Here is a 19,008-nt window from a genome sequence, read left to right as displayed (position 1 = left end):
CTTCCCCAACGACCCGGTACGGGCGGAGCGGGAGGTGTGCGGGCGGGGCGGGGAGTGGACGGGCGGTGACGGTGCCGGGCGGTGACGGCGCCGGGTGCCGAGCCCGCCGACGCCGGCCGATCCGACCGATCCGGCCGGACCGCTCTGCGGCGAAGTCGCTTTCCGCCACTGACCCGCCAGGGACTCCCCGGCTAACCCGCCAGCGACTCCCCCGGCCGGATCTCGCCGCGGGGCTCCCCCGGGGATTCCTGCTCGTGTCCCCCGCCGCTCAGGCCCGCCGCCTGGTCGATGGCCGTCGCCAGCTCCCTCACCTGCTTGTCGTCCTGGGCCAACCCGCGCGCGTGCCCGGCGAGTTCACGCAGGGAGGGGACGGCGGGCAGCGCGGTGTAGCCCTCCGGGCTGGCGTACCCGCCGCCGCTGCCGGAGCGCAGGCGGTCCGCGAAGTAGGCGGCGACGGCGGACACCTGGAAACCGTCGTCCGCCCGCCACACGTCGCCCTCCAGGTCGGCCGCCTCGATCCGGCCCGACTCCTCGTGCGGGGCGCGGCTGTCGGGGTCGAGCCAGCGCACGCTCGCCGTGGCGAGATGGCCGGTGGCGCCGGGCTTGGCGCGCACCGCGTACAGCGCAGTCACCGTGTGCCCGGGGCCGACCTCGCCACCGTCCACGGAGTCGTCGCGGAAGTCGTCGTCGGCGACCGCGCGGTTGTCGTAGCCGATGAGGCGGAACCGCTCGACGGTCTCCGGGTCGAAGGCGACCTGCGCCTTCGCGTCGCGGGCCCTCAGTTCGATGTGGGCGGGCAGCCGCTCGCAGAAGACCTCGCGGGCCTCGTCCTCGTCCGACACATAGGTGGTGTGGCCGTCGCCCTTGTCGGCGAGCCTCTCCATCAGGGCATCGCCGTAGTCGCTGCCGACGCCGACGCCGAAGAGGGTGATGCCGTGCTCGCGGCGGGCGTCGGAGATGCGCTCCAGGATGCCGTCGGCGCTGGTCTCGCCGGTGTTGGCGAGGGCGTCGGAGAGCAGCACGACACGGTTGGTCGCGCCGCGCTCCTTGCCGCGGACGGCGGTGTCGTAGCCGGTGGTGATGCCCGCTTCGAGGTTGGTGGACTGAGTGGGCTCCAGACCGTCGACGGCCCTGTGCACCCGCTCGCGGCCGGCGCCGGTGTCACCGAGGCGGGTCATCGGCAGGACCGTCTCCGCGGTGTCGCTGAAGGTGACCAGGGCGATCGAGTCGTCGGGGCGCAGCCGGTCGGTCATGATGCCGAGGGACTTCTTGACGAGGTCGAGGCGGCCCGGCTCGGCCATGGAGCCGGAGACGTCGATGACGAAGGTGAGGGCGGCCGGCGGCCGTTCGGCCTCGTCCGACTCGCCCCGGGTGGCGAGGCCGACGCGCAGCAGCGACCAGCCGTCGCCGGTGCGGGCGCCGTCCACGCTCACGGAGAAGCCGTCGCCGTCGGGCCGCGGATAGTCCTGGCGGAAGCTGTTGACGAACTCCTCGGGGCGGACCGTCGCCGGGGCGGGCAGCCGTCCGTCGGCGAGGGTGCGGCGCGCGTAGCCATAGGAGGCGGTGTCGACGTCCAGGGCGAAGGTGGAGAGGTAGTCGGGCGCGGCCTCCCGCTTCTCGCCCTCCGGTTGACCAGGGGTCCCGGTCCCGGCGGGGGCCGGCCGGTCGGGGGCGGGCAGCGCGCCGTCACCGCGCTTGCCGCCGCTGTCGCCGGTGGCCCTGCCGGCGTCGCCGTCCCCGGAACTGCATCCGGTGAGGGCGAGTCCGCCCGCCACGGCGACGGCGAGCAGCCCCCGCCGTATCCGCACGGCCCGCCGAGTCCGCCCTGTCCGCATCCCGTCCCCCTCGCGCTGTCGGTTCACATGACTGTGACGCCGGGGGGCGGGCGAACGGTCGCTCGGAACCGTTGCGGAAGGGTCTCGATGCGGCCACGGGGCCGCGCCCTACGACACGACGTCCTTCCGCGCGAACCCCCGGAACGCCAGCGCGAACAGCACCACCGCGTACGTCACCGAGATCGCCGCGCCCTGGATCATGCCGCCCCACTCGGGGCGCGGCTGGATGACGTCGGCCCAGGCGAACTGCCAGTGCGCGGGCAGGAAGTCGCGCCAGTCGCCGAGCGCCGTCACCGCGTCCAGGACGTTCCCCACGATGGTGAGGCCGACCGCGCCGCCGACCGCGCCGAGCGGCGCGTCGGTCTTGGTCGAGAGCCAGAACGCGAGCCCTGCGGTGACCAGTTGGGAGACGAAGACGTACGCCACGACGACGAGGAGGCGCTGGGCCGCCGTGCCCGCGGGCAGCGCGCCGCCGGTCGGGATCTCCAGCGGCCCCCAGCCGTACGCGAGCGTGCCGATCACCAGGCCGACCAGCGGGAGCAGCACCATCGCGGCGGCGCTGAGGCCGAGGGCGACGGCGAGCTTGGACCACAGCAGCCGGGCCCGGGGCACCGGGGCCGCCAGCAGATAGCGCAGCGAGGACCAGCTCGCCTCAGAGGCGACGGTGTCCCCGCAGAACAGCGCGACGGGGATGACGAGCAGGAAGCCCGCCGAGACGAACAGGCACGTCGCCGCGAAGTTCGTCCCCGACGCCGTGGCGGTGTCCATCAGCGTCACCTGGCTGTTGCGCTCGCCCGGTGAGCCGGCGACGGCGAAGGCGATGACGAGCACGACGGGCAGCAGCGCCATGATGCCGCCCATCACGAGCGTGCGGCGCCGCTTCAGCTGGCGGACCGCCTCGACCCGCAGCGGCAGGGTGTGCCGCGCGCGGTAGCCGGGCGCGGTGGGGCGCTCCAGGGTGGGGGCGCTCATGCGCTGCCTCCGATCAGGGTCAGGAACGCGTCTTCGAGGCGGCGGTGCGGGCCCAGGGACTCCACGGGGACCTCCAGGCGCACCAGTTCGGGCAGCAGCCGGGCGGCGCCCGCGCCCTCGGTGCCGTCGAGCCGGACCAGGAGGCCGTCGTCCACGCGGACCGCGGAGGCGACGCCGGGCAGGGCGGCGACCTTCTCGACCAGCGGGTCGGGGACGTCCGCCGCGAGTCCCACCAGGAGCGTGTCCCCGGAGCCGACGATCTCGGCGACGGGGCCCGCCTGGACGAGTCGGCCGCGGTCCATGACGACCAGGTGCGTGCAGGACTGCTCGACCTCGGCGAGGAGATGGCTGGAGACGATGACGGTGCGCCCGCCGCGGGCGTACCGGATCATGACCTCGCGCATCTCGCGGATCTGCGGCGGGTCGAGGCCGTTGGTCGGCTCGTCGAGGATCAGCAGGTCCGGCAGGCCGAGCATGGCCTGGGCGATGGCGAGGCGCTGCCGCATGCCCTGCGAGTACGTCCGCACGGCGCGGGCCAGGGCGTCGCCGAGCCCGGCGATCTCCAGGGCCTCGTCCAGGTGGGCGTCCTCGGCGGGGCGGCCGGTGGCCTTCCAGTACAGCTCCAGGTTCTCCCGGCCGGAGAGGTGGGGCAGGAATCCGGCGCCCTCGACGAAGGCGCCGACGCGGGAGAGGACGGGGGCGCCGGGGCGGATCGCCTGGCCGAAGACGCGGATCTCGCCCGCGTCGGGGCGGATGAGGCCCATGAGCATGCGCAGGGTGGTCGTCTTGCCCGCGCCGTTCGGCCCCAGGAGGCCGAGGACCTGGCCCTTCTCGACGCCGAAGGAGAGGTCCCGCACCGCGTACCGGTCGGTGGAACCCGCGTACCGCTTGCCGAGACCGGTGATCCGCAGCGGGACCTCGGCGAGCTCCGGGTCGGGCGCGGGCGCGGTCGTCCTGCGGCGTCCGGTGACGAGCAGGACGAGGGCGAGCACGGCGCCGGTCACCGGCAGCCACCAGACCCACGCGGGCAGCGGCGCGGCGGCGGTCTCCACGCCGGGCGCCGTGGGCACCGTCAGGCCGCTCCTGAGGGAGACGGTGTACGTGGCGGGCTCGGCCGGCGAGGCGTACCCGAGGTCGGTGGAGGAGAGGGCCAGGCGCAGCCGGTGGCCCTTCTGCGCCTCGTGGTCGACGGCGGGCAGGGTCAGTTCGACGTCCTTGCCGTCCTTGGCGTCCTCGACGCGGACGGGCGCGACGAGCTGGGCGGGCAGGACCTGCTGCTTGCCGTCGGGCCCGACGTCGTACACCTTCGCGAAGAGCACCGCGTCCTTGGTGGAGGACTTCACGTGGACGCGCACCTTCGGGGTCCCGGTGATGCGCAGGTCGCCGCCGAGCGGCTCGGAGTCGAACGCGGCGAACTGCCCGGGGAAGTCGAGGGAGACGCCGACGCCAAGCGAGGACAGCCGGGAGAGCGAGCCGCCGCCGAGGCCGGGGAGCGAGGAGATCGCGGGCGGGCTCGCGCCCGCGGGGTTGTCGATGGTCTTCTCGCGCCCGCCGAGCGGTACTTCGCGCCCGCCACTGACCAGGCCCGGATAGCGGTCTCCGCTCGCGCCGCGCAGCTGGGCGGCGCCGTCGGTGGAGTCGATGCCCCCGGTGCGCGTGACGCGGAACGCCGGGCCCGTGTCGGCGCCCTTGTCGTCCTTGAGATAGCGGTCGAACCACGCGCCGACCCGCCGCTCCACGCGGTCCTGCTCGCGGTCGCCGCCGTCGTGGCCGCCCGCGATCCAGTCGACGGACACGGGCGCGTGGTGGGCGCGGATCGCCTTGGCCATGGCGTCGGCCTGGCCGAGCGGGAAGAGCGAGTCGGTCTGGCCCTGGGTGATGAGGGTGGGGACCTTGATGCGGTCGGCGACGGCGGAGGGGCTGAGCCCGGCGAGCAGTTCGCGCGCTTTCTCGTCGGGCTCGCCCGCCGCCGCGACCCGTTCGTACGTCGCGCACAGGCGCTCGGTGAACCGGTCGCAGCCGCCGCTGATGTTGATGAAGATCCCGGCCCAGAGCTTCTTGAAGACGTCGTCGGGGAAGAGCGCGTCCGCGAGGTTCCAGTACGTGATCTGCGGGGCGATCGCGTCGACCCGGCGGTCGTACCCGGCGGCGAGCAGGGAGGCCGCTCCGCCGTACGAGGCGCCGGTGATGCCCACGCGCGGGTCGCCGTCCCCGTCGAGGCGCACCTCGGGGCGGGTGGCCAGCCAGTCGATCAGCCGGGAGACGTCGGCGATCTCGCCCTTGGGGTCGTTGAGCCCGATCTTGCCGCTGGACCTGCCGAAGCCGCGGGCGGACCAGGTCAGGACCGCGTACCCGTCACGGGCCAGGTCCTCCGCCTGCTCGCGCACGTCGCTCTTGCTGCCGCCGAAGCCGTGCCCGATGAGGACGGCGGGGCGCTTGGCGGAGGCGTCGCCCGCGGTGAAGTACGAGGTGTCGATCTTCGCGCCGCCGGTGTCGACGACGCGGTCCGCGCGGCGCACGGCCGGCGCGTCGTCCGAGGCGACCGCCGTCCATGTGCCCGCGCCCGCGAGCACCACGACGGCGGCCGCGGCGGCGAGCAGCCGGCGCGGCCCGCGGCGCACCGGGAACCTGGGCCTGGGCAGTCGTAGATCCATGCCGTCAACGGTACGGGCGCGGACCGACAACCGGGGCAGCCGCCGGGTTGAACCCGCCTGTCTCCCCCGGGAGTAGACCCCGCGCCCCGCATACCGCGATCGTGGTAGGCATGCAGATCCGAACCGCCGCGACCCTCGCCGAGGTGACCGCCGCCGGGCCCCTCTTCGACGGCCCGGTCCGCCCCGACGCGGCCCGCCGCTTCCTGGACAGCCCCGGCCACCATCTCCTGCTCGCGTACGAGGACGACGGCGGCGGGGACGCCGCCGCCACCGGGACCGGCGGCGGCCGTGTCCCCGTCGGCTTCGTCAGCGGCGTCGAGACGGTCCACCCCGACAAGGGCGCCGAGATGTTCCTGTACGAGCTCGCGGTCGCCGAGGGCCACCGGCGCCGCGGCATCGGCCGCGCCCTGGTCGACGCCCTGGCCGCGCTCGCGCGGGACCGGGGCTGCTACGGCATGTGGGTCGGCGTCGAGACCGACGACGAGGCGGCGCTCGCCACGTACCGCAGCGCGGGCGGCAAGGACGAGGGCACCTTCGCGTCGATCGGCTGGGAGTTCGGGATGCCGGATGCCGTGTGTCAGGGGTGAATACACTCTGCGCCTATGACACTTGGGGCTTCTTCCACGACGCCTGAGGGCCACGGCTCGCTCGCCGTCGGCCAGCGCTCGCTCGGCGACCCGTCCGTCCGCTTCCCGCTGTGGCCGCCGCTCACCGCGGGCTGTCCCGTCACCTCCACGGAGGCGGTGTCGTACCCCGTGGAGGTCGACTACGCCTACGACAGGGTTGCCGCGGACCTGTTCTCCGGCACGCCCGGCATCGCGTCGTCCGCGCCGTCGCGGGGGCACGACCGGTGGGCCCCGCTCCTGCCCCCGCTGCACGCGCCCGGACTCGGCGAGGGCGGCACGCCCCTCGTGCCCTTCGGCGACGGCCTCTGGATCAAGGACGAGTCGCGCAATCCGACCTGGAGCCACAAGGACCGCATCAACCGCGTCACCGTGAGCGCGGCGGTCGGCGCGGGCGCGGAGGGCATCGTCGTCGCCTCCTCCGGCAACCACGGCGCCTCCGCGGCGGCGTACGCGGCGCGGGCCGGGCTGCGGTGCGTGGTGCTCGGCTCGGCGGGGACGCCGCCGGCGGTCGACGCGTTCCTGCGGGCGTACGGGGCCGTGGTGCTGCCCGTGCCCGTGGAGGCGCGGTGGCCGCTGCTCCGGCGGATCGTGGAGCGGTTCGGCTACCACCCCGTCAGCAACATGACGCCCACGCACACCGGGCACGCGTTCGGGCCCGAGGGCTACAAGACCCTCGCGTACGAGATCCACGCCGAACTGGGCGTGCCCTCGGCCGTGTTCCTGCCCACCGGGTACGGCGAGCTGCTCTTCGGGGTCTGGAAGGGCTTCGCGGAGCTGGTGACGCTCGGCGTCGCCGACCGGGTGCCGCGGCTCTTCAGTTGCGAGCCCGCCGCCGGGGGGCCGCTGGCGGCGGCGGTGCGGGACGGGCTGCCCGCGGCGCGGGTGCCCGTCGGGGAGACGGCCGCGTACGCGATCGACTGCTCCACCGGCGGGTACCGGGGCGTGCTCGCCCTGCGGGAGAGCGGGGGCTCCGCTCTGCTCGTCTCCGACGCGGAGATGGCCGCGGCGCGGGACGAGATGGCGCGGGGCGGGCTGTGGGCGGAGCTGTCCGCCGCGGCGGGGCTCGCGGGGTTCCGGCAGGTGGCGGCCGGCGCCGGTCCCGGCGCCGGTCCCGTGGTGTGCGTGTCCACGTCGAGCGGCTTCAAGGACCGTGACCTGCTGGCGGGGCCGGGTTCGGCGGAGGTGGATCCGGAGGACTGGGAGGAGATCGTGCGGCGGGTGGAGGGCTGAGGCCTGCCTCCGGCGGGCCGGATCCACCGCGGCCGGTCCGGAGGGATGCGGCCCGTCCGGCGCCCGGGGACGAGCGCGGAGGGCGATCGACCGGGCCCCGCCCGGCGGAGCCGGAACGTTCGGGAAGGGGCGGGACCGGGGAAAGCGACCGCCGGAGGCAGGGCCCCGGCCCGGACCGGCCTCAGCCCGACGTCCCCTCCGCCCACTCCTCCTCCGGCACGCTCACCAGCCACCGCGTCTCGCGGCGCGGGCGCAGGTACAGGGCCCAGTACAGCGTCGCCACCAGGACGATCCCGCCGGTCCAGGCGAGGTAGGAGACCTCCTGCCGGCTCAGGACGTACGCGAGGACCGCGATCAGGACCACCGGCACCGCCGGCCACAGCGGCATCCGCCAGGCCGCCCCGCTGCCGTGCGAGCCGCGCCGGGCCAGCAGCGCGGCGACCGCGACCAGGAGGTACATGCCGGTCACGGAGACGCCGGTCACGCCGTACAGCGTGTCCAGGTTGACGAAGCAGAGCGCGGCGCCGGGGACGCCGACGAGCAGCGTGGCCACCCACGGCGCGCCGGACGCGCCGAGCCTCGACAGCGCCTTGTTGACCGGCGTGGGCCAGGCCTTGTCGCGGGCGGAGGCGAACAGGACGCGGGAGTTCTGGATGACCATGACGATGCCCGCGTTGATGATCGCGAGGGCCACGCAGAGGCTGACGAACGTGCCGACCGCCGAGTTGGACCAGGCGGTCACCATGCCGCTGATGTCGCCCTGGGTCAGGGCGGCCAGGTCGGAGGCGCCCATCGTGATGGCGACGACCGGCACGAGGATGATCACGGAGGAGATGGCCAGGGTGGCGAGGACGGTGCGCGCGACGTTGCTGCGCGGGTTCTCCATCTCCTCGGAGAGGTAGACCGCGGTGGAGAAGCCCTGGGTGACGAAGAGGGCGATGGCGAGGCCGGAGACGATCAGCATGGCCGTGACGGTGTCGACGCCGTGTCCGCCGGGCCCGGAGGCCACGGTGAGGTCGACCAGGCTGTCCGGGCCGCGCTCGGCGTGCGCGAAGCCGAGGACGGCCACGACACCGGCCGCGACGACCTCCAGGACCAGGAAGATGCCGGTGATCCACGCGTTGGCGCGCAGGTCGAGCAGGCCCGCGAGGGTGGCGAGGATCATGACGCCCGCGCCCGCGTAGGAGGGGTCGAGGTGGAGGACGGGGGTGAGGTAGTCCGCCGTGCCCATGGCGATGACGGGCGGGACGATCATCACGACCAGCAGGGACAGGACGAAGACGAGCCAGCCGGCGAGGCGGCCCGCCATCGTGGAGACCATCGCGTACTCGCCGCCGGCGCTGGGGATGAGCGTGCCGAGCTCCGAGTAGCAGAACGCGACGCCCACGCAGAGCAGCGAGCCGATCGCGATGGTCAGCGCGGTGGCGGTGCCGAGCGAGGAGAAGAGGTCGGGGACGACCACGAAGAGGGTGGAGGCGGGCGTCACGCACGACAGCGTGAGGAGGGTGCCGCCCACGACGCCGATGGAGCGCTTGAGCTTCTGGGGGCTCCCCGGATCCGCCGGAGCCGCGGGGGAGACGGCGTCGAGCGGATCGGGTGACTGGAGCGGGCGAAGCGTATCGGTCATGAAGCGCGGTTCCGATCGAGTCGTGCGGCAGGAGTTGCGGCGGGAGCGCTATCGCCTCCGAAGGCTGTCGAGCGGTGTCTTCCTGTGGCTCCCGGCGGGTCATGCAACCCCGGCGGTAACCGGCACGTCAACGGTCATTTGCCTACGGAATCCGCAGGTGGGCGCGGACCCAAGTCGCCTGGCTTTCCAAAGGGTTTACGCCCTGGGGTGGCAATGAACATCCCGACGCGGTAGTTGACCTTGCCTTCACAGGCATATCGACGCGGAAGCTTTCGGTGCCCGAATTGCACCCTGTGCACGGGAACCGCAAAGGAGTCGTTAAAAAAGAAACGACGCCGTCCGGAATCCGGACGACGTCGCTCCACTCACGGTCACCACCGCATGACTCAGTGCGTCGGATGCAGCCGGTACGACGGGTCCAGGTCGCGGACCTCCACCGAGTACGTCGCCCCCTCGACGCCCGACAGATGCTTGCCGAGCAGCGCGAGCACGTCGTCGGAGAGCCGCGCCTTCACCCCGCCCGTACGGCCCGCCAGCAGGCCCACGGTGACGTGGACGAAGGGCGCGTCGGCCACGCCGTCCACGAAGGCCGCACAGGGGCGGCAGAACGTCTTGCCGACCCCCACCGAGTCCACCCGCTCCACGACCAGGGGATGCAGCTCCGCCACCAGGGCGGGCAGATCCAGGACGCCGGACAGGGTGTCGGCGTAGTCGATGTCGATGTGCGGCATGCTCATGGCCTCTCATGTAGTGCACACGCATCGTAGAACCACGGGGACACGGCAAAGCCCCCGGCCACGGGGGCCGGGGGCTCACAGGCCCTGGGGATGTCTCAGTGGTTGCGCGGGAAGCCCAGGTCGACCCCGGCCGGCGCGTCCGACGGGTCCGGCCAGCGCGTGGTGACGACCTTGCCGCGCGTGTAGAAGTGCGTGCCGTCGTTGCCGTAGATGTGGTGGTCCCCGAAGAGGGAGTCCTTCCAGCCGCCGAAGGAGTGGTAGCCCACCGGCACCGGGATCGGCACGTTCACGCCGACCATGCCCGCCTCGATCTCCAGCTGGAAGCGGCGGGCCGCGCCGCCGTCGCGGGTGAAGATCGCGGTGCCGTTGCCGAACGGCGAGGCGTTCATGAGGGCGACGCCCTCCTCGTACGTGTCCACGCGCAGCACGCACAGGACCGGACCGAAGATCTCGTCCTGGTAGGCCTTGGCGGTCGTCGGGACGCGGTCGAGCAGCGAGAGGCCGATCCAGTGGCCGTCCTCGTGGCCCTCGACGGTGTAGCCGGTGCCGTCCAGGACGACCTCGCAGCCCTCGGCCGCGGCGCCCGTGACGTAGGAGGCGACCTTGTCGCGGTGGGCGGCCGTGATGAGCGGGCCCATCTCGGAGGTCGGGTCGGTGCCGGGGCCGATCTTGATCTTCTCGGCGCGCTCCTTGATCTTCGCGACGAGCTCGTCGCCGACCGAACCGACCGCGACGACGGCGGAGATGGCCATGCAGCGCTCGCCCGCGGAGCCGTAGGCCGCGGAGACGGCGGCGTCGGCGGCCGCGTCCAGGTCGGCGTCCGGCAGGACCAGCATGTGGTTCTTGGCACCGCCGAGCGCCTGCACGCGCTTGCCGTTGGCGGAGGCGGTGGTGTGGATGTACTTGGCGATCGGGGTCGAGCCCACGAAGGAGACGGCCGCGACGTCCGGGTGCTCCAGGAGGCGGTCCACGGCGACCTTGTCACCGTGGAGCACGTTGAAGACGCCGTCGGGCAGACCGGCCTCGCTCAGCAGCTCCGCGATCTTCATCGACGCGGACGGGTCCTTCTCCGAGGGCTTCAGGACGAAGGTGTTGCCGCACGCGATGGCCAGCGGGAACATCCACATCGGCACCATGGCCGGGAAGTTGAACGGCGTGATGCCGGCGACGACGCCGAGCGGCTGGCGGAGGGAGGAGACGTCCACGCGCGAGGCGACCTCGGTCGACAGCTCGCCCTTCAGCTGCACGGTGATGCCGCAGGCCAGGTCGACGATCTCCAGGCCGCGGGCGACCTCGCCGAGCGCGTCCGAGTGCACCTTGCCGTGCTCGGCGACGATCAGCTCGGCGATCGCGTCGCGGTTGGCGTCGAGCAGCGCGCGGAACGCGAAGAGGATCGCGGTGCGCTTGGCCAGCGAGGAGGTGCCCCAGGTCGCGAAGGCCTCGCGGGCGGAGGCGACGGCCGCGTCGACCTCGTCCACGTTCGCGAAGGCGACCTGCGTCGTGACGGCGCCGGTCGCCGGATCGGTGACCGGGCCGTACGTTCCGGACGCGCCCTCGACGGTCTTCCCACCGATCCAGTGGTTGACGGTCTTCGTCATGACAAGCATCCCTACTCTCACAGGTGGCGGCGTCGGGCAGTGACGTGCCGGTCGTACTCTTCCCTGGCCTTGACCGCGGACACCCGGGTCGCCGTCTCGGCCACGGGCACATCCCACCACGCCTGTGCCGGGGGCGGGCCCGACACTGTGTCTGCCGTTTCCGTCTCCACATAGACACATGTGGGACGGTCTGCGCCGCGCGCCTCGCGCAGTGCCTCGCGCAGGTCCCGGACCGTCTTGGCGCGCAGCACCCGCATCCCGAGCGAGGCCGCGTTGGCGGCGAGATCGACGGGCAGCGGGCCCTCGGTGTACGTGCCGTCCGCCGCCCGGAAGCGGTAGGCGGTGCCGAACCGCTCGCCGCCCACGGACTCCGAGAGGCCGCCGATGGAGGCGTACCCGTGGTTCTGCAGGATCACGACCTTGACCGGGACGTTCTCCTGGACGGCCGTGACGAGCTCGGTCGGGTTCATCAGATACGTGCCGTCGCCGACCAGCGCCCACACGGGCCGCTCCGGCGCGGCGAGCGCGACGCCGATCGACGCGGGGATCTCGTATCCCATGCAGGAGTAGCCGTACTCGACGTGGTACTGGCGCGGCGAGCGTGCCCGCCAGAGCTTGTGCAGGTCGCCGGGGAGCGAACCCGCGGCGTTGATCACGACGTCCTCGTCCGTCACCAACTCGTCCAGCACGCCGAGGACTTGGGCCTGGGTGGGGCGCACGTCCGGCTCGTCCGTCTGGAAGGCGGCGTCCACGCGCTGCTCCCAGCGCTCCTTGTCGCCGGTGTACTCGACGGCGTAGCCGGGCTCGACGCGATGGCCGCGCAGGGCCGCCGTGAGCGCTTCGAGGCCGGCGCGCGCGTCGGCGATCAGGGTGGCGCCCGCCATCTTGTGGCCGTCGAAGGCGGCGACGTTCAGATTGAGGAAGCGCACGCCGGGCGCCTCGAAGAGCGTGCCGGAGGCGGTGGTGAAGTCGCTGTAGCGGGTGCCGACGCCGATCACCAGGTCGGCGGTGCGGGCCAGTTCGTTGGCGGTGGCCGTGCCGGTGTGCCCGATGCCGCCGACGTCGGCCGGGTGGTCGAAGCGCAGGGAGCCCTTGCCGGCCTGCGTGGAGGCCACGGGAATGCGGGTCGCCCCGGCGAGTTCCCCGAGGGCGTCCTCGGCGGCGCTGTGGTGGACGCCGCCGCCCGCGACGATCAGGGGGCGCCGGGCGTCGCGCACGGCGGCCACGGCGGCGGCCAGTTCGCGCGGGTCGGGCGCGGGGCGGCGTACGGTCCACACGCGCTCGGCGAAGAACTCCTCGGGCCAGTCGTACGCCTCGGCCTGCGCGTCCTGCGGCAGGGCGAGGGTGACGGCGCCGGTCTCGACGGGGTCGGTGAGGACCCGCATCGCGGCGAGTGCGGCGGGGATCAGCGCCTCGGGGCGGGTCACGCGGTCGAAGTAGCGCGAGACCGGGCGCAGGCAGTCGTTGACCGACACGTCGCCCGCGTAGGGCACTTCGAGCTGCTGGAGCACCGGGTCGGCGGGCCGGGCCGCGAAGGTGTCGCCGGGCAGCAGGAGGACGGGCAGGCGGTTGACGGTGGCGAGCGCGGCGCCGGTGACGAGGTTGGTGGCGCCGGGGCCGATGGAGGTGGTGACGGCGTGGGTGGACAGCCGTCCCGACTGCCGGGCGTATCCGACGGCGGCATGCACCATGGCCTGCTCGTTGCGCCCCTGGTGGAAGGGCATCTCGTCGGCGTGCTCCACGAGCGCCTGCCCGATCCCCGCCACGTTGCCGTGCCCGAAGATGCCCCAGGTCGCGCCGATCAGCCGCTGCCTGGTGCCGTCCCGCTCGGTGAACTGCCGGGACAGGAAGCGCACGAGTGCCTGCGCGGTGGTCAGCCGCACGGTCGTCGTCGGGGGCGTCGTCATTGATATCCCTCCGTGTGATCGGGGTGGAAGCAGATCCGCCACTCCCTCTCCTGACCGGGTCCCGCCATCACATTCAGGTAGTACATCGCGTGGCCGGGCTGGGCGACGGACGGGCCGTGCCAGCCGTCGGGCACGAGGACGGCGTCACCCGTGCGGACCTCGGCGAGGACGTCGGTGCCGCCCTCGCGGGAGGGGAAGACCCGCTGGTAGCCGAAGCCGTCGCGCCCGCCCGCGGCCTCGATCTCGAAGTAGTAGATCTCCTCGAGCTCGGCCTCGACGCCGGGGCGGTGCTCGTCGTGCTTGTGCGGCGGGTACGAGGACCAGTTGCCGCCGGGCGTGATCACCTCGACGGCGATGAGCCGGTCGCAGTCGAAGGCGTCCGCGGACGCGAAGTTGCGCACCTCGCGGGCGCAGGTGCCGCTGCCGCGGCGTTCGACGGGTACCTCCGGCGCGGAGCCGTAGCGGGCGGGGAGTCGACGCTCGCACTTCGCTCCTGCCAGGGCGAAGCGGCCTCCCGCGCCGGAGGCGATCTGGATCTGGGCGTCCCGGGGGACGTAAGCGAAGTCGGAGACTCCGCTGAACACGCTCTCCCGGCCCAGCAGTTCGATGATCCCGCCTTCCGTATGCACCGTACAGCCGCCGGTCAGCGGGAGCACGATCCATTCACTCTCACCGGTGGCGAAGGAGTGCCGCCCGCCCGGTTCGAGGGCGACGACGCGCAGGTGCGAGTAGGTCCATCCGGCGCGTTTCGGATCGATGTCGAGGGCGTACGGCCCGTCGGCCGCACTCCCCTTCGGTACGTACGTCATGTGTGCCTCCTCGGCCCGGCGCGGTCCCGGGCCCCCGTGTCCGTGCGTCGGCTAGAGCAGTCCCACGGCGGTGTCGACCGCCCCCGCCACGTCCCCGTCGGGCGGATAGAGCAGGGCTCTGCCCACGACGAGGCCCTGCACGGTGGGCAGTTGCAGGGCGCCGCGCCACTTCTCGTACGCGGCGTCCTGATCGTCCCCGACGTCGCCGCCGAGCAGGACCGCGGGCAGGGTCGAGGTCTCCATGACCCGGGCCATGTCGTCGGGGTTCTCGGTGACGGGGACCTTCAGCCACGTGTACGCGGAGGTGCCGGCCAGCCCGGAGGCGATGGCGATGGACCGGGTGACGGCGGCCGCGCTCAGGTCGTTGCGGGGCGCGCCGCCGCCGTCCGGGCCCCGGCTGGTCAGGAACGGCTCCACGAACACCGGGAGACCGCGTTCCGCCATCGCGTCGACGGCGCGGGCCGCGGAGTGCAGGGTGGTCAGCGAGCCGGGGTCGGCGTAGTCGACGCGGAGCAGCAGCTTCCCCGCGTCGAAGCCGAGCCGTTCGAGGTCCTCGGGCCGGTACCCGGTGAACCGGTCGTCGAGCTCGAAGGCGGCGCCCGCGAGGCCCCCGCGGTTCATCGACCCCATGACGACCTTGCCGTCGAGGGCGCCGAGGAGCAGCAGGTCGTCCAGGACGTCGGCGCTGGCGAGGACGCCGTCGACGCCGGGGCGCGAGAGCGCGAGGCAGAGCCGTTCGAGGAGGTCGCCGCGGTTGGCCATGGCGAGGGGGTCGCTCCCCACGCCGAGGGAGCCGCGGGCGGGATGGTCGGCGGCGATGACCATGAGCCGCCCGCCGCCCCCGAGGAGGGGTCGCCGGGGGCGACGGGCGGCGGCTTCGGCAATGGCTTCGGGCCGCTCGGCCCGGGTACGGGCGAGCGAGGTGACGTCCACGAGATTCACGTGCGGGCCTCCGACGACACATGCGACCGCTGCGGCGAAGAACCAAGCCCCTCCGCCGACAAGAACAGCCCCTCCGGCGCCGGCGAACAGATCAGCCCCTCCGGCGTTTGAGGAGCGGGGTCCGGGGCGGAGCCCCGAGGACGGCGCCCCCGTACGGCGTTCACGTGACGGCCCCCGCTTCCACCGCTGAGGCGACCTCGCCAGAAAACGGCATGGCGGACGAGCACTCCAGGCGGGACGCCACGATCGCGCCCGCCGCGTTGGCGTACCGCATGATCCGCTCCAGGTCCCAGCCGGCGAGCAGCCCGTGGCACAGCGCCCCGCCGAACGCGTCGCCGGCGCCCAGGCCGTTGAGGACCGTCACCGGCAGCGGCGGGACCTCGGCCGACTCGCCCGCGCGGTTCAGCGCGAGGACTCCCTTGGGGCCCTGCTTGACGACGGCCAGTTCGACGCCCGCGTCGAGCAACGCCCGCGCCGCCGCGAGGGGTTCGCGCTCCCCCGTGGCGATCTCGACCTCGTCGAGGTTGCCGACGGCGACGGTGGCGTGGGCGAGGGCGGCGGCGTAGTGGGGCCGCGCTTCCCGCGGGTCCGCCCAGAACACGGGCCGCCAGTCCAGGTCGAAGACCGTGGCCCCCGCCGGGGCCCCGGCGGGCCGCGCGGCCAGCGCCGCCAGCGTGGCCGTACGGCTCGGCTCCGCGCACAGCCCCGTACCCGTCATCCAGAAGATGCGCGCCGCGGCGATCGCGTCGAGGTCGAGCTCGCTCGCGTGGATCTCCAGGTCGGGCGCCTTCGGCTGCCGGTAGAAGTACAGCGGGAAGTCGTCGGGCGGGAACACCTCGCAGAACGTCACCGGGGTCGGCAGGCCCGCGACCCCGCTCACCCAGCGGTCGTCGACGCCGAACTCGCGCAGCGCCCGGTGCAGATAGGTGCCGAAGGGGTCCTCGCCGGTGCGGGTGACGACGGCGACGCGGCGGCCGAGGCGGGCCGCGGCGACGGCGACGTTGCTGGCCGAGCCGCCGAGGAACTTGCCGAACGAGGTGACCTCGGCGAGGGACACACCGGACTGCAGGGGGTACAGGTCCACCCCGATCCGGCCCATGGTGATGACGTCGTACGGATCGGTCACCCTGCACGTCCCCTCTCCGGACCCGCTCGGTCTGCTCCCCCAGGTCTAATCCCGCCCCAGGAACCCTGTCAACATTTTGTCCTTACATTCGGACCAGTCCTTGACACTCTTCCGAGGCGGCCGGAAGTCTGACCGGCATGACGACGCTGTCTCGCATCCGGATCGGTTCGGCGCCCGACTCGTGGGGCGTGTGGTTCCCCGAGGACCCGCGGCAGGTGCCCTGGGAGCGTTTCCTCGACGAAGTCGCGGAGTCCGGGTACGAGTGGATCGAGCTGGGTCCGTACGGCTATCTGCCCGCCGATCCCGCCGTGCTGGCCGCCGAGACGGCCCGCCGCGGGCTCAGGGTGTCCGCGGGCACGGTCTTCACGGGGCTGCACCACGGGAGCGCCGTCTGGGAGAAGACCTGGGCCCACGTGGCGGACAACGCGGCGCTCGCGCAGGCCATGGGCGCCGAGCACCTCGTCGTGATCCCCTCCTTCTGGCGCGACGACAAGACCGGCGAGGTCCTGGAGGACCGCGTGCTCACGCCCGCGCAATGGCGTGAACTGACCACCCAGACCGAGCGCCTGGCCCACGAGGTGCGCGAGCGGTACGGCCTGCGCGTCGTCGTCCACCCGCACGCGGACACCCACATCGACAGCGAGGAGAACGTCACCCGCTTCCTCGACGCCACCGACTCCGGCCTCGTCTCGCTCTGCCTGGACACCGGCCACTATGCGTACTGCGGCGGGGACAGCGTGAAGCTCATCGAGACGTACGGCGAGCGCATCGGCTATCTGCACCTCAAGCAGGTCGACCCGGAGATCCTCGCGCAGGTGCGGGCGGACGAGGTGCCGTTCGGGCCCGCGGTCGCGCGCGGAGTGATGTGCGAGCCGCCCGCCGGGGTGCCCGCCCTGGAGCCGGTGCTCGCCGCGGCCCAGAAGCTCGACGTCGACCTCTTCGCCATCGTCGAGCAGGACATGTACCCGTGCGCGCCGGACAAGCCGCTGCCCATCGCCCGCCGCACCCGCGCCTTCCTCCGGTCGTGCGGCGCCTAGCGGGCACGGACACGGCCGGCCGGCCGCCCCCCAGGGTCCTCAGGAGCGCCGGGGAACCCGTCCGCTGGGAGATCGCCCTCGCGCGCCCGCACCCCCGGCTGCGGCCCGGCGTGATCAGCTACCGCGGCACGCGGCTCGCGACGGACGGGCCGCGCCGGCGCCTCGAAGTGCCCATCGGCGCGGTGACCCTGCTGCTCGGCTTCGACCGGCCGCTGCGGATCTCGGGCGTCGCCGGGCCGGGCGGCGCGCGGGCCGTGCGGCCCCCCGTCTCCCTCGTCTCGGTGCTGTCCGGGCTCGGTACGACGCCGGTGCTCGGGGAGCACGACGGGCGGCTCGCGGGCGTCGAGGTGCTGCTCGCGCCGTGGGCCGCGTTCACGCTCTTCGGCACCGCGCTGCACGAACTGGCCGACCGCACCCTCGATCCCGACGCGCTCGGCGTGCGGCCGGACCCCGGCCGCTGGGGCAGCGTCGCGGAACTGGCCGCGGCGCTGGGCGCGCTGCCGTCGTGGCGGGCGCGGTTCGGGCTCCTGGACGAGGTGTTCGGGCGGTGGGCCGCGGCGGGGCCGCCGGCCTCGGCGCGGACCGTGCGGGCCTGGAGCGAGCTCGTGCGCTCCCGGGGCACCGCTCCCGTGGGGCACCTCGCCGAGGAAGTCGGCTGGAGCGTGCGCCAGTTGGAGAACCGCTTCCGGGAGCAGATCGGGATCGGGCCCAAGGCGGCGGCGCGGGTGCTGCGGCTGCAGCGGGCCCGCGCGATGCTCGCGTCCGGGCACGGGCAGGCGGAGACGGCGGCGGTCTGCGGCTACTACGACCAGGCGCACCTGAGCGGCGAGTTCAAGGCGATGACGGGGTGCACGCCGCGTCAGTTCACGGCGGCGCGGGGGACGGCCCCGGCGCCCCTGGGCGAGCCTCCGGCGGCCGACCGGGTCGACGGGGAGCCCACGAGCCTGGTGCTGCCCGCCGGGCCCGCGGGCCCGGGTGCGCTTTTTTCCAAGACCGGCGGACGGCGCTGACGGCACGCTGTGGCCCTTGAGCCAACGGGCCGCGGGGGATCCGCCCGCCTTCCGTGCCGGGAGCCGGAGGGTGCGCGGGTGAGCCGGTGGGCCGGACCCGGCGCAGCGGGCCCGGCCCACCTCGGCCCGTGCGCGCGCCCGCGACCGCGTTCGCCGTCCGCCGGACCCCGCTCCCGGACGGGCGCCTCCTCCGGCCGCCCCACCTCACCCCTCCGGAACTCGCGCCGCTCGCGCGCCGGGGCAACGCGCGGGGCTGATGCGTCGCTTCCGTCACAAACGCTCCCTTCCTGTCACATCTGTCTCGCGTACGCGGGTTTTGCGTCACAGGGGATCGACAGCCGCTCCCCTGTGCTCACCGGACGTCGTTCACCGGGCACAGGCTGAGTGATCGCCGCGCGCAGCGCCCAGCTCCCCCGTCGGCCTCAACGGCCGCTCTGGGCGCGCGCAGGGAGGTGCACTGATGACCGACCGCAGGCTCTGGTCGTACAAGGAGATCGCCGCGCACATCCGGGTGCAGCCCGACACCGTGCGCTCGTACCGCAAACACGGGCTGCTGCCCGAGCCCGACCACGTGGAGAGCGGCAAGCCGTACTGGTACGCGGACAGCATCCGCGCCTGGGTCGCGTCCCGGCCCGGCAACCGCGGACGCAGAGACTGAGACCCCGGCCGTCCCCTCGGACGAACCTCGTTGATTAATACCCCCTAGGGGTATAGTGTGACGTGCGCCGGGAGGCCCCCGGGACCACCGGGACCCCCTGGCACGTTACGCCGCACCGCCACACCCGCTTCCCCGAGGAGAACGACATGAGCGCCCAGACCGAGCTCCCGCAGGCCGCGTCCGAGACGACCGGCTCCTGCTGCTCCCCCAGCGGTTCCTGCCACTCCGGCGGCGCCGCCG

15 protein-coding genes are annotated in these 19,008 nt (G+C 73.6%); 5 read left to right on the top strand and 10 right to left on the bottom strand.

Features of this window, described 5'->3' with window-relative positions; genetic code table 11:
• Positions 1–191: 191 nt before the first annotated feature.
• The 3 genes from AOK22_RS11535 to AOK22_RS11525 form a co-directional block, all read right to left on the bottom strand.
• Positions 192–1,835 carry a vWA domain-containing protein gene (locus AOK22_RS11535; RefSeq protein ID WP_079036492.1) on the bottom strand — a complete coding sequence of 548 codons (1,644 nt, stop codon included), beginning with the start codon at positions 1,833–1,835 and terminating at the stop codon, positions 192–194.
• A 108-nt stretch (positions 1,836–1,943) separates the two neighbouring features.
• Positions 1,944–2,807, bottom strand: a complete 864-nt coding sequence (locus AOK22_RS11530) for an ABC transporter permease (protein WP_055698503.1) — start codon at positions 2,805–2,807, stop codon at positions 1,944–1,946.
• Positions 2,804–5,461, bottom strand: a complete 2,658-nt coding sequence (locus AOK22_RS11525) for an alpha/beta fold hydrolase (RefSeq protein WP_055698502.1) — start codon at positions 5,459–5,461, stop codon at positions 2,804–2,806. Before AOK22_RS11525 ends, AOK22_RS11530 begins: the two co-directional genes overlap by 4 nt.
• Positions 5,462–5,571: 110 nt before the next feature.
• On the opposite strand from AOK22_RS11525, the gene AOK22_RS11520 reads away from it, so the two are divergent.
• Entirely contained in the window at positions 5,572–6,048 is a 477-nt protein-coding gene (locus AOK22_RS11520; RefSeq protein WP_055698501.1) for a GNAT family N-acetyltransferase, read from the top strand.
• Positions 6,049–6,063: 15 nt separating this feature from the next.
• Complete coding sequence (locus AOK22_RS11515; protein WP_055698500.1) at positions 6,064–7,317, top strand: threonine synthase; 1,254 nt, start codon at positions 6,064–6,066, stop codon at positions 7,315–7,317.
• 181 nt (positions 7,318–7,498) lie between these two features.
• On the opposite strand, the gene AOK22_RS11510 is transcribed toward AOK22_RS11515, so the two are convergent.
• From AOK22_RS11510 to iolC, 7 genes are all read right to left on the bottom strand, one after another.
• Positions 7,499–8,944: an APC family permease gene (locus AOK22_RS11510; protein WP_055698499.1), complete on the bottom strand. Its 1,446-nt coding sequence runs from the start codon at positions 8,942–8,944 to the stop codon at positions 7,499–7,501.
• A 386-nt stretch (positions 8,945–9,330) separates the two neighbouring features.
• Entirely contained in the window at positions 9,331–9,681 is a 351-nt protein-coding gene (locus AOK22_RS11505; protein WP_244164737.1) for a 5-carboxymethyl-2-hydroxymuconate Delta-isomerase, read from the bottom strand.
• Positions 9,682–9,776: 95 nt separating this feature from the next.
• The gene (mmsA, locus tag AOK22_RS11500) at positions 9,777–11,279 is read right to left on the bottom strand and encodes a CoA-acylating methylmalonate-semialdehyde dehydrogenase (protein WP_055698498.1); all 1,503 of its coding nucleotides are present in this window, start codon (positions 11,277–11,279) and stop codon (positions 9,777–9,779) included.
• A gap of 17 nt (positions 11,280–11,296) precedes the next feature.
• On the bottom strand, positions 11,297–13,186 hold the full coding sequence (iolD, locus tag AOK22_RS11495) for a 3D-(3,5/4)-trihydroxycyclohexane-1,2-dione acylhydrolase (decyclizing) (protein ID WP_055698497.1): 1,890 nt from the start codon (positions 13,184–13,186) through the stop codon (positions 11,297–11,299).
• The gene (gene iolB, locus AOK22_RS11490; protein WP_055698496.1) at positions 13,183–13,995 is read right to left on the bottom strand and encodes a 5-deoxy-glucuronate isomerase; all 813 of its coding nucleotides are present in this window, start codon (positions 13,993–13,995) and stop codon (positions 13,183–13,185) included. Before iolB ends, iolD begins: the two co-directional genes overlap by 4 nt.
• Positions 13,996–14,046: 51 nt before the next feature.
• A complete protein-coding gene (locus AOK22_RS11485) occupies positions 14,047–14,928 on the bottom strand; it encodes a Cgl0159 family (beta/alpha)8-fold protein (protein WP_055698506.1) in 882 nt (293 codons plus the stop codon).
• Between the two features lie 169 nt (positions 14,929–15,097).
• Positions 15,098–16,063 (bottom strand): 5-dehydro-2-deoxygluconokinase, encoded by a 966-nt coding sequence (gene iolC / locus AOK22_RS11480; protein ID WP_279617080.1) that lies wholly within the window; start codon positions 16,061–16,063, stop codon positions 15,098–15,100.
• Between the two features lie 137 nt (positions 16,064–16,200).
• Between iolC and AOK22_RS11475 the strand changes: the two genes are divergently transcribed.
• The 3 genes from AOK22_RS11475 (at position 16,201) to AOK22_RS11465 (ending at position 18,768) form a co-directional block, all read left to right on the top strand.
• Positions 16,201–17,100, top strand: coding sequence for a sugar phosphate isomerase/epimerase family protein (locus tag AOK22_RS11475; RefSeq protein ID WP_055698495.1), 900 nt, complete (start codon positions 16,201–16,203; stop codon positions 17,098–17,100).
• A 110-nt stretch (positions 17,101–17,210) separates the two neighbouring features.
• Positions 17,211–18,110 (top strand): helix-turn-helix domain-containing protein, encoded by a 900-nt coding sequence (locus AOK22_RS11470; protein ID WP_079036493.1) that lies wholly within the window; start codon positions 17,211–17,213, stop codon positions 18,108–18,110.
• 460 nt (positions 18,111–18,570) lie between these two features.
• Positions 18,571–18,768, top strand: coding sequence for a helix-turn-helix transcriptional regulator (locus AOK22_RS11465; protein ID WP_055698494.1), 198 nt, complete (start codon positions 18,571–18,573; stop codon positions 18,766–18,768).
• Positions 18,769–19,008: the final 240 nt, after the last annotated feature.

This window comes from Streptomyces silaceus (assembly GCF_001419745.1).
In the GTDB taxonomy this organism is placed as follows: domain Bacteria; phylum Actinomycetota; class Actinomycetes; order Streptomycetales; family Streptomycetaceae; genus Streptomyces; species Streptomyces silaceus.
The sequence above is the reverse complement of the archived record's forward strand: the minus strand, read 5'-3'. Positions and strand labels throughout refer to the sequence as shown.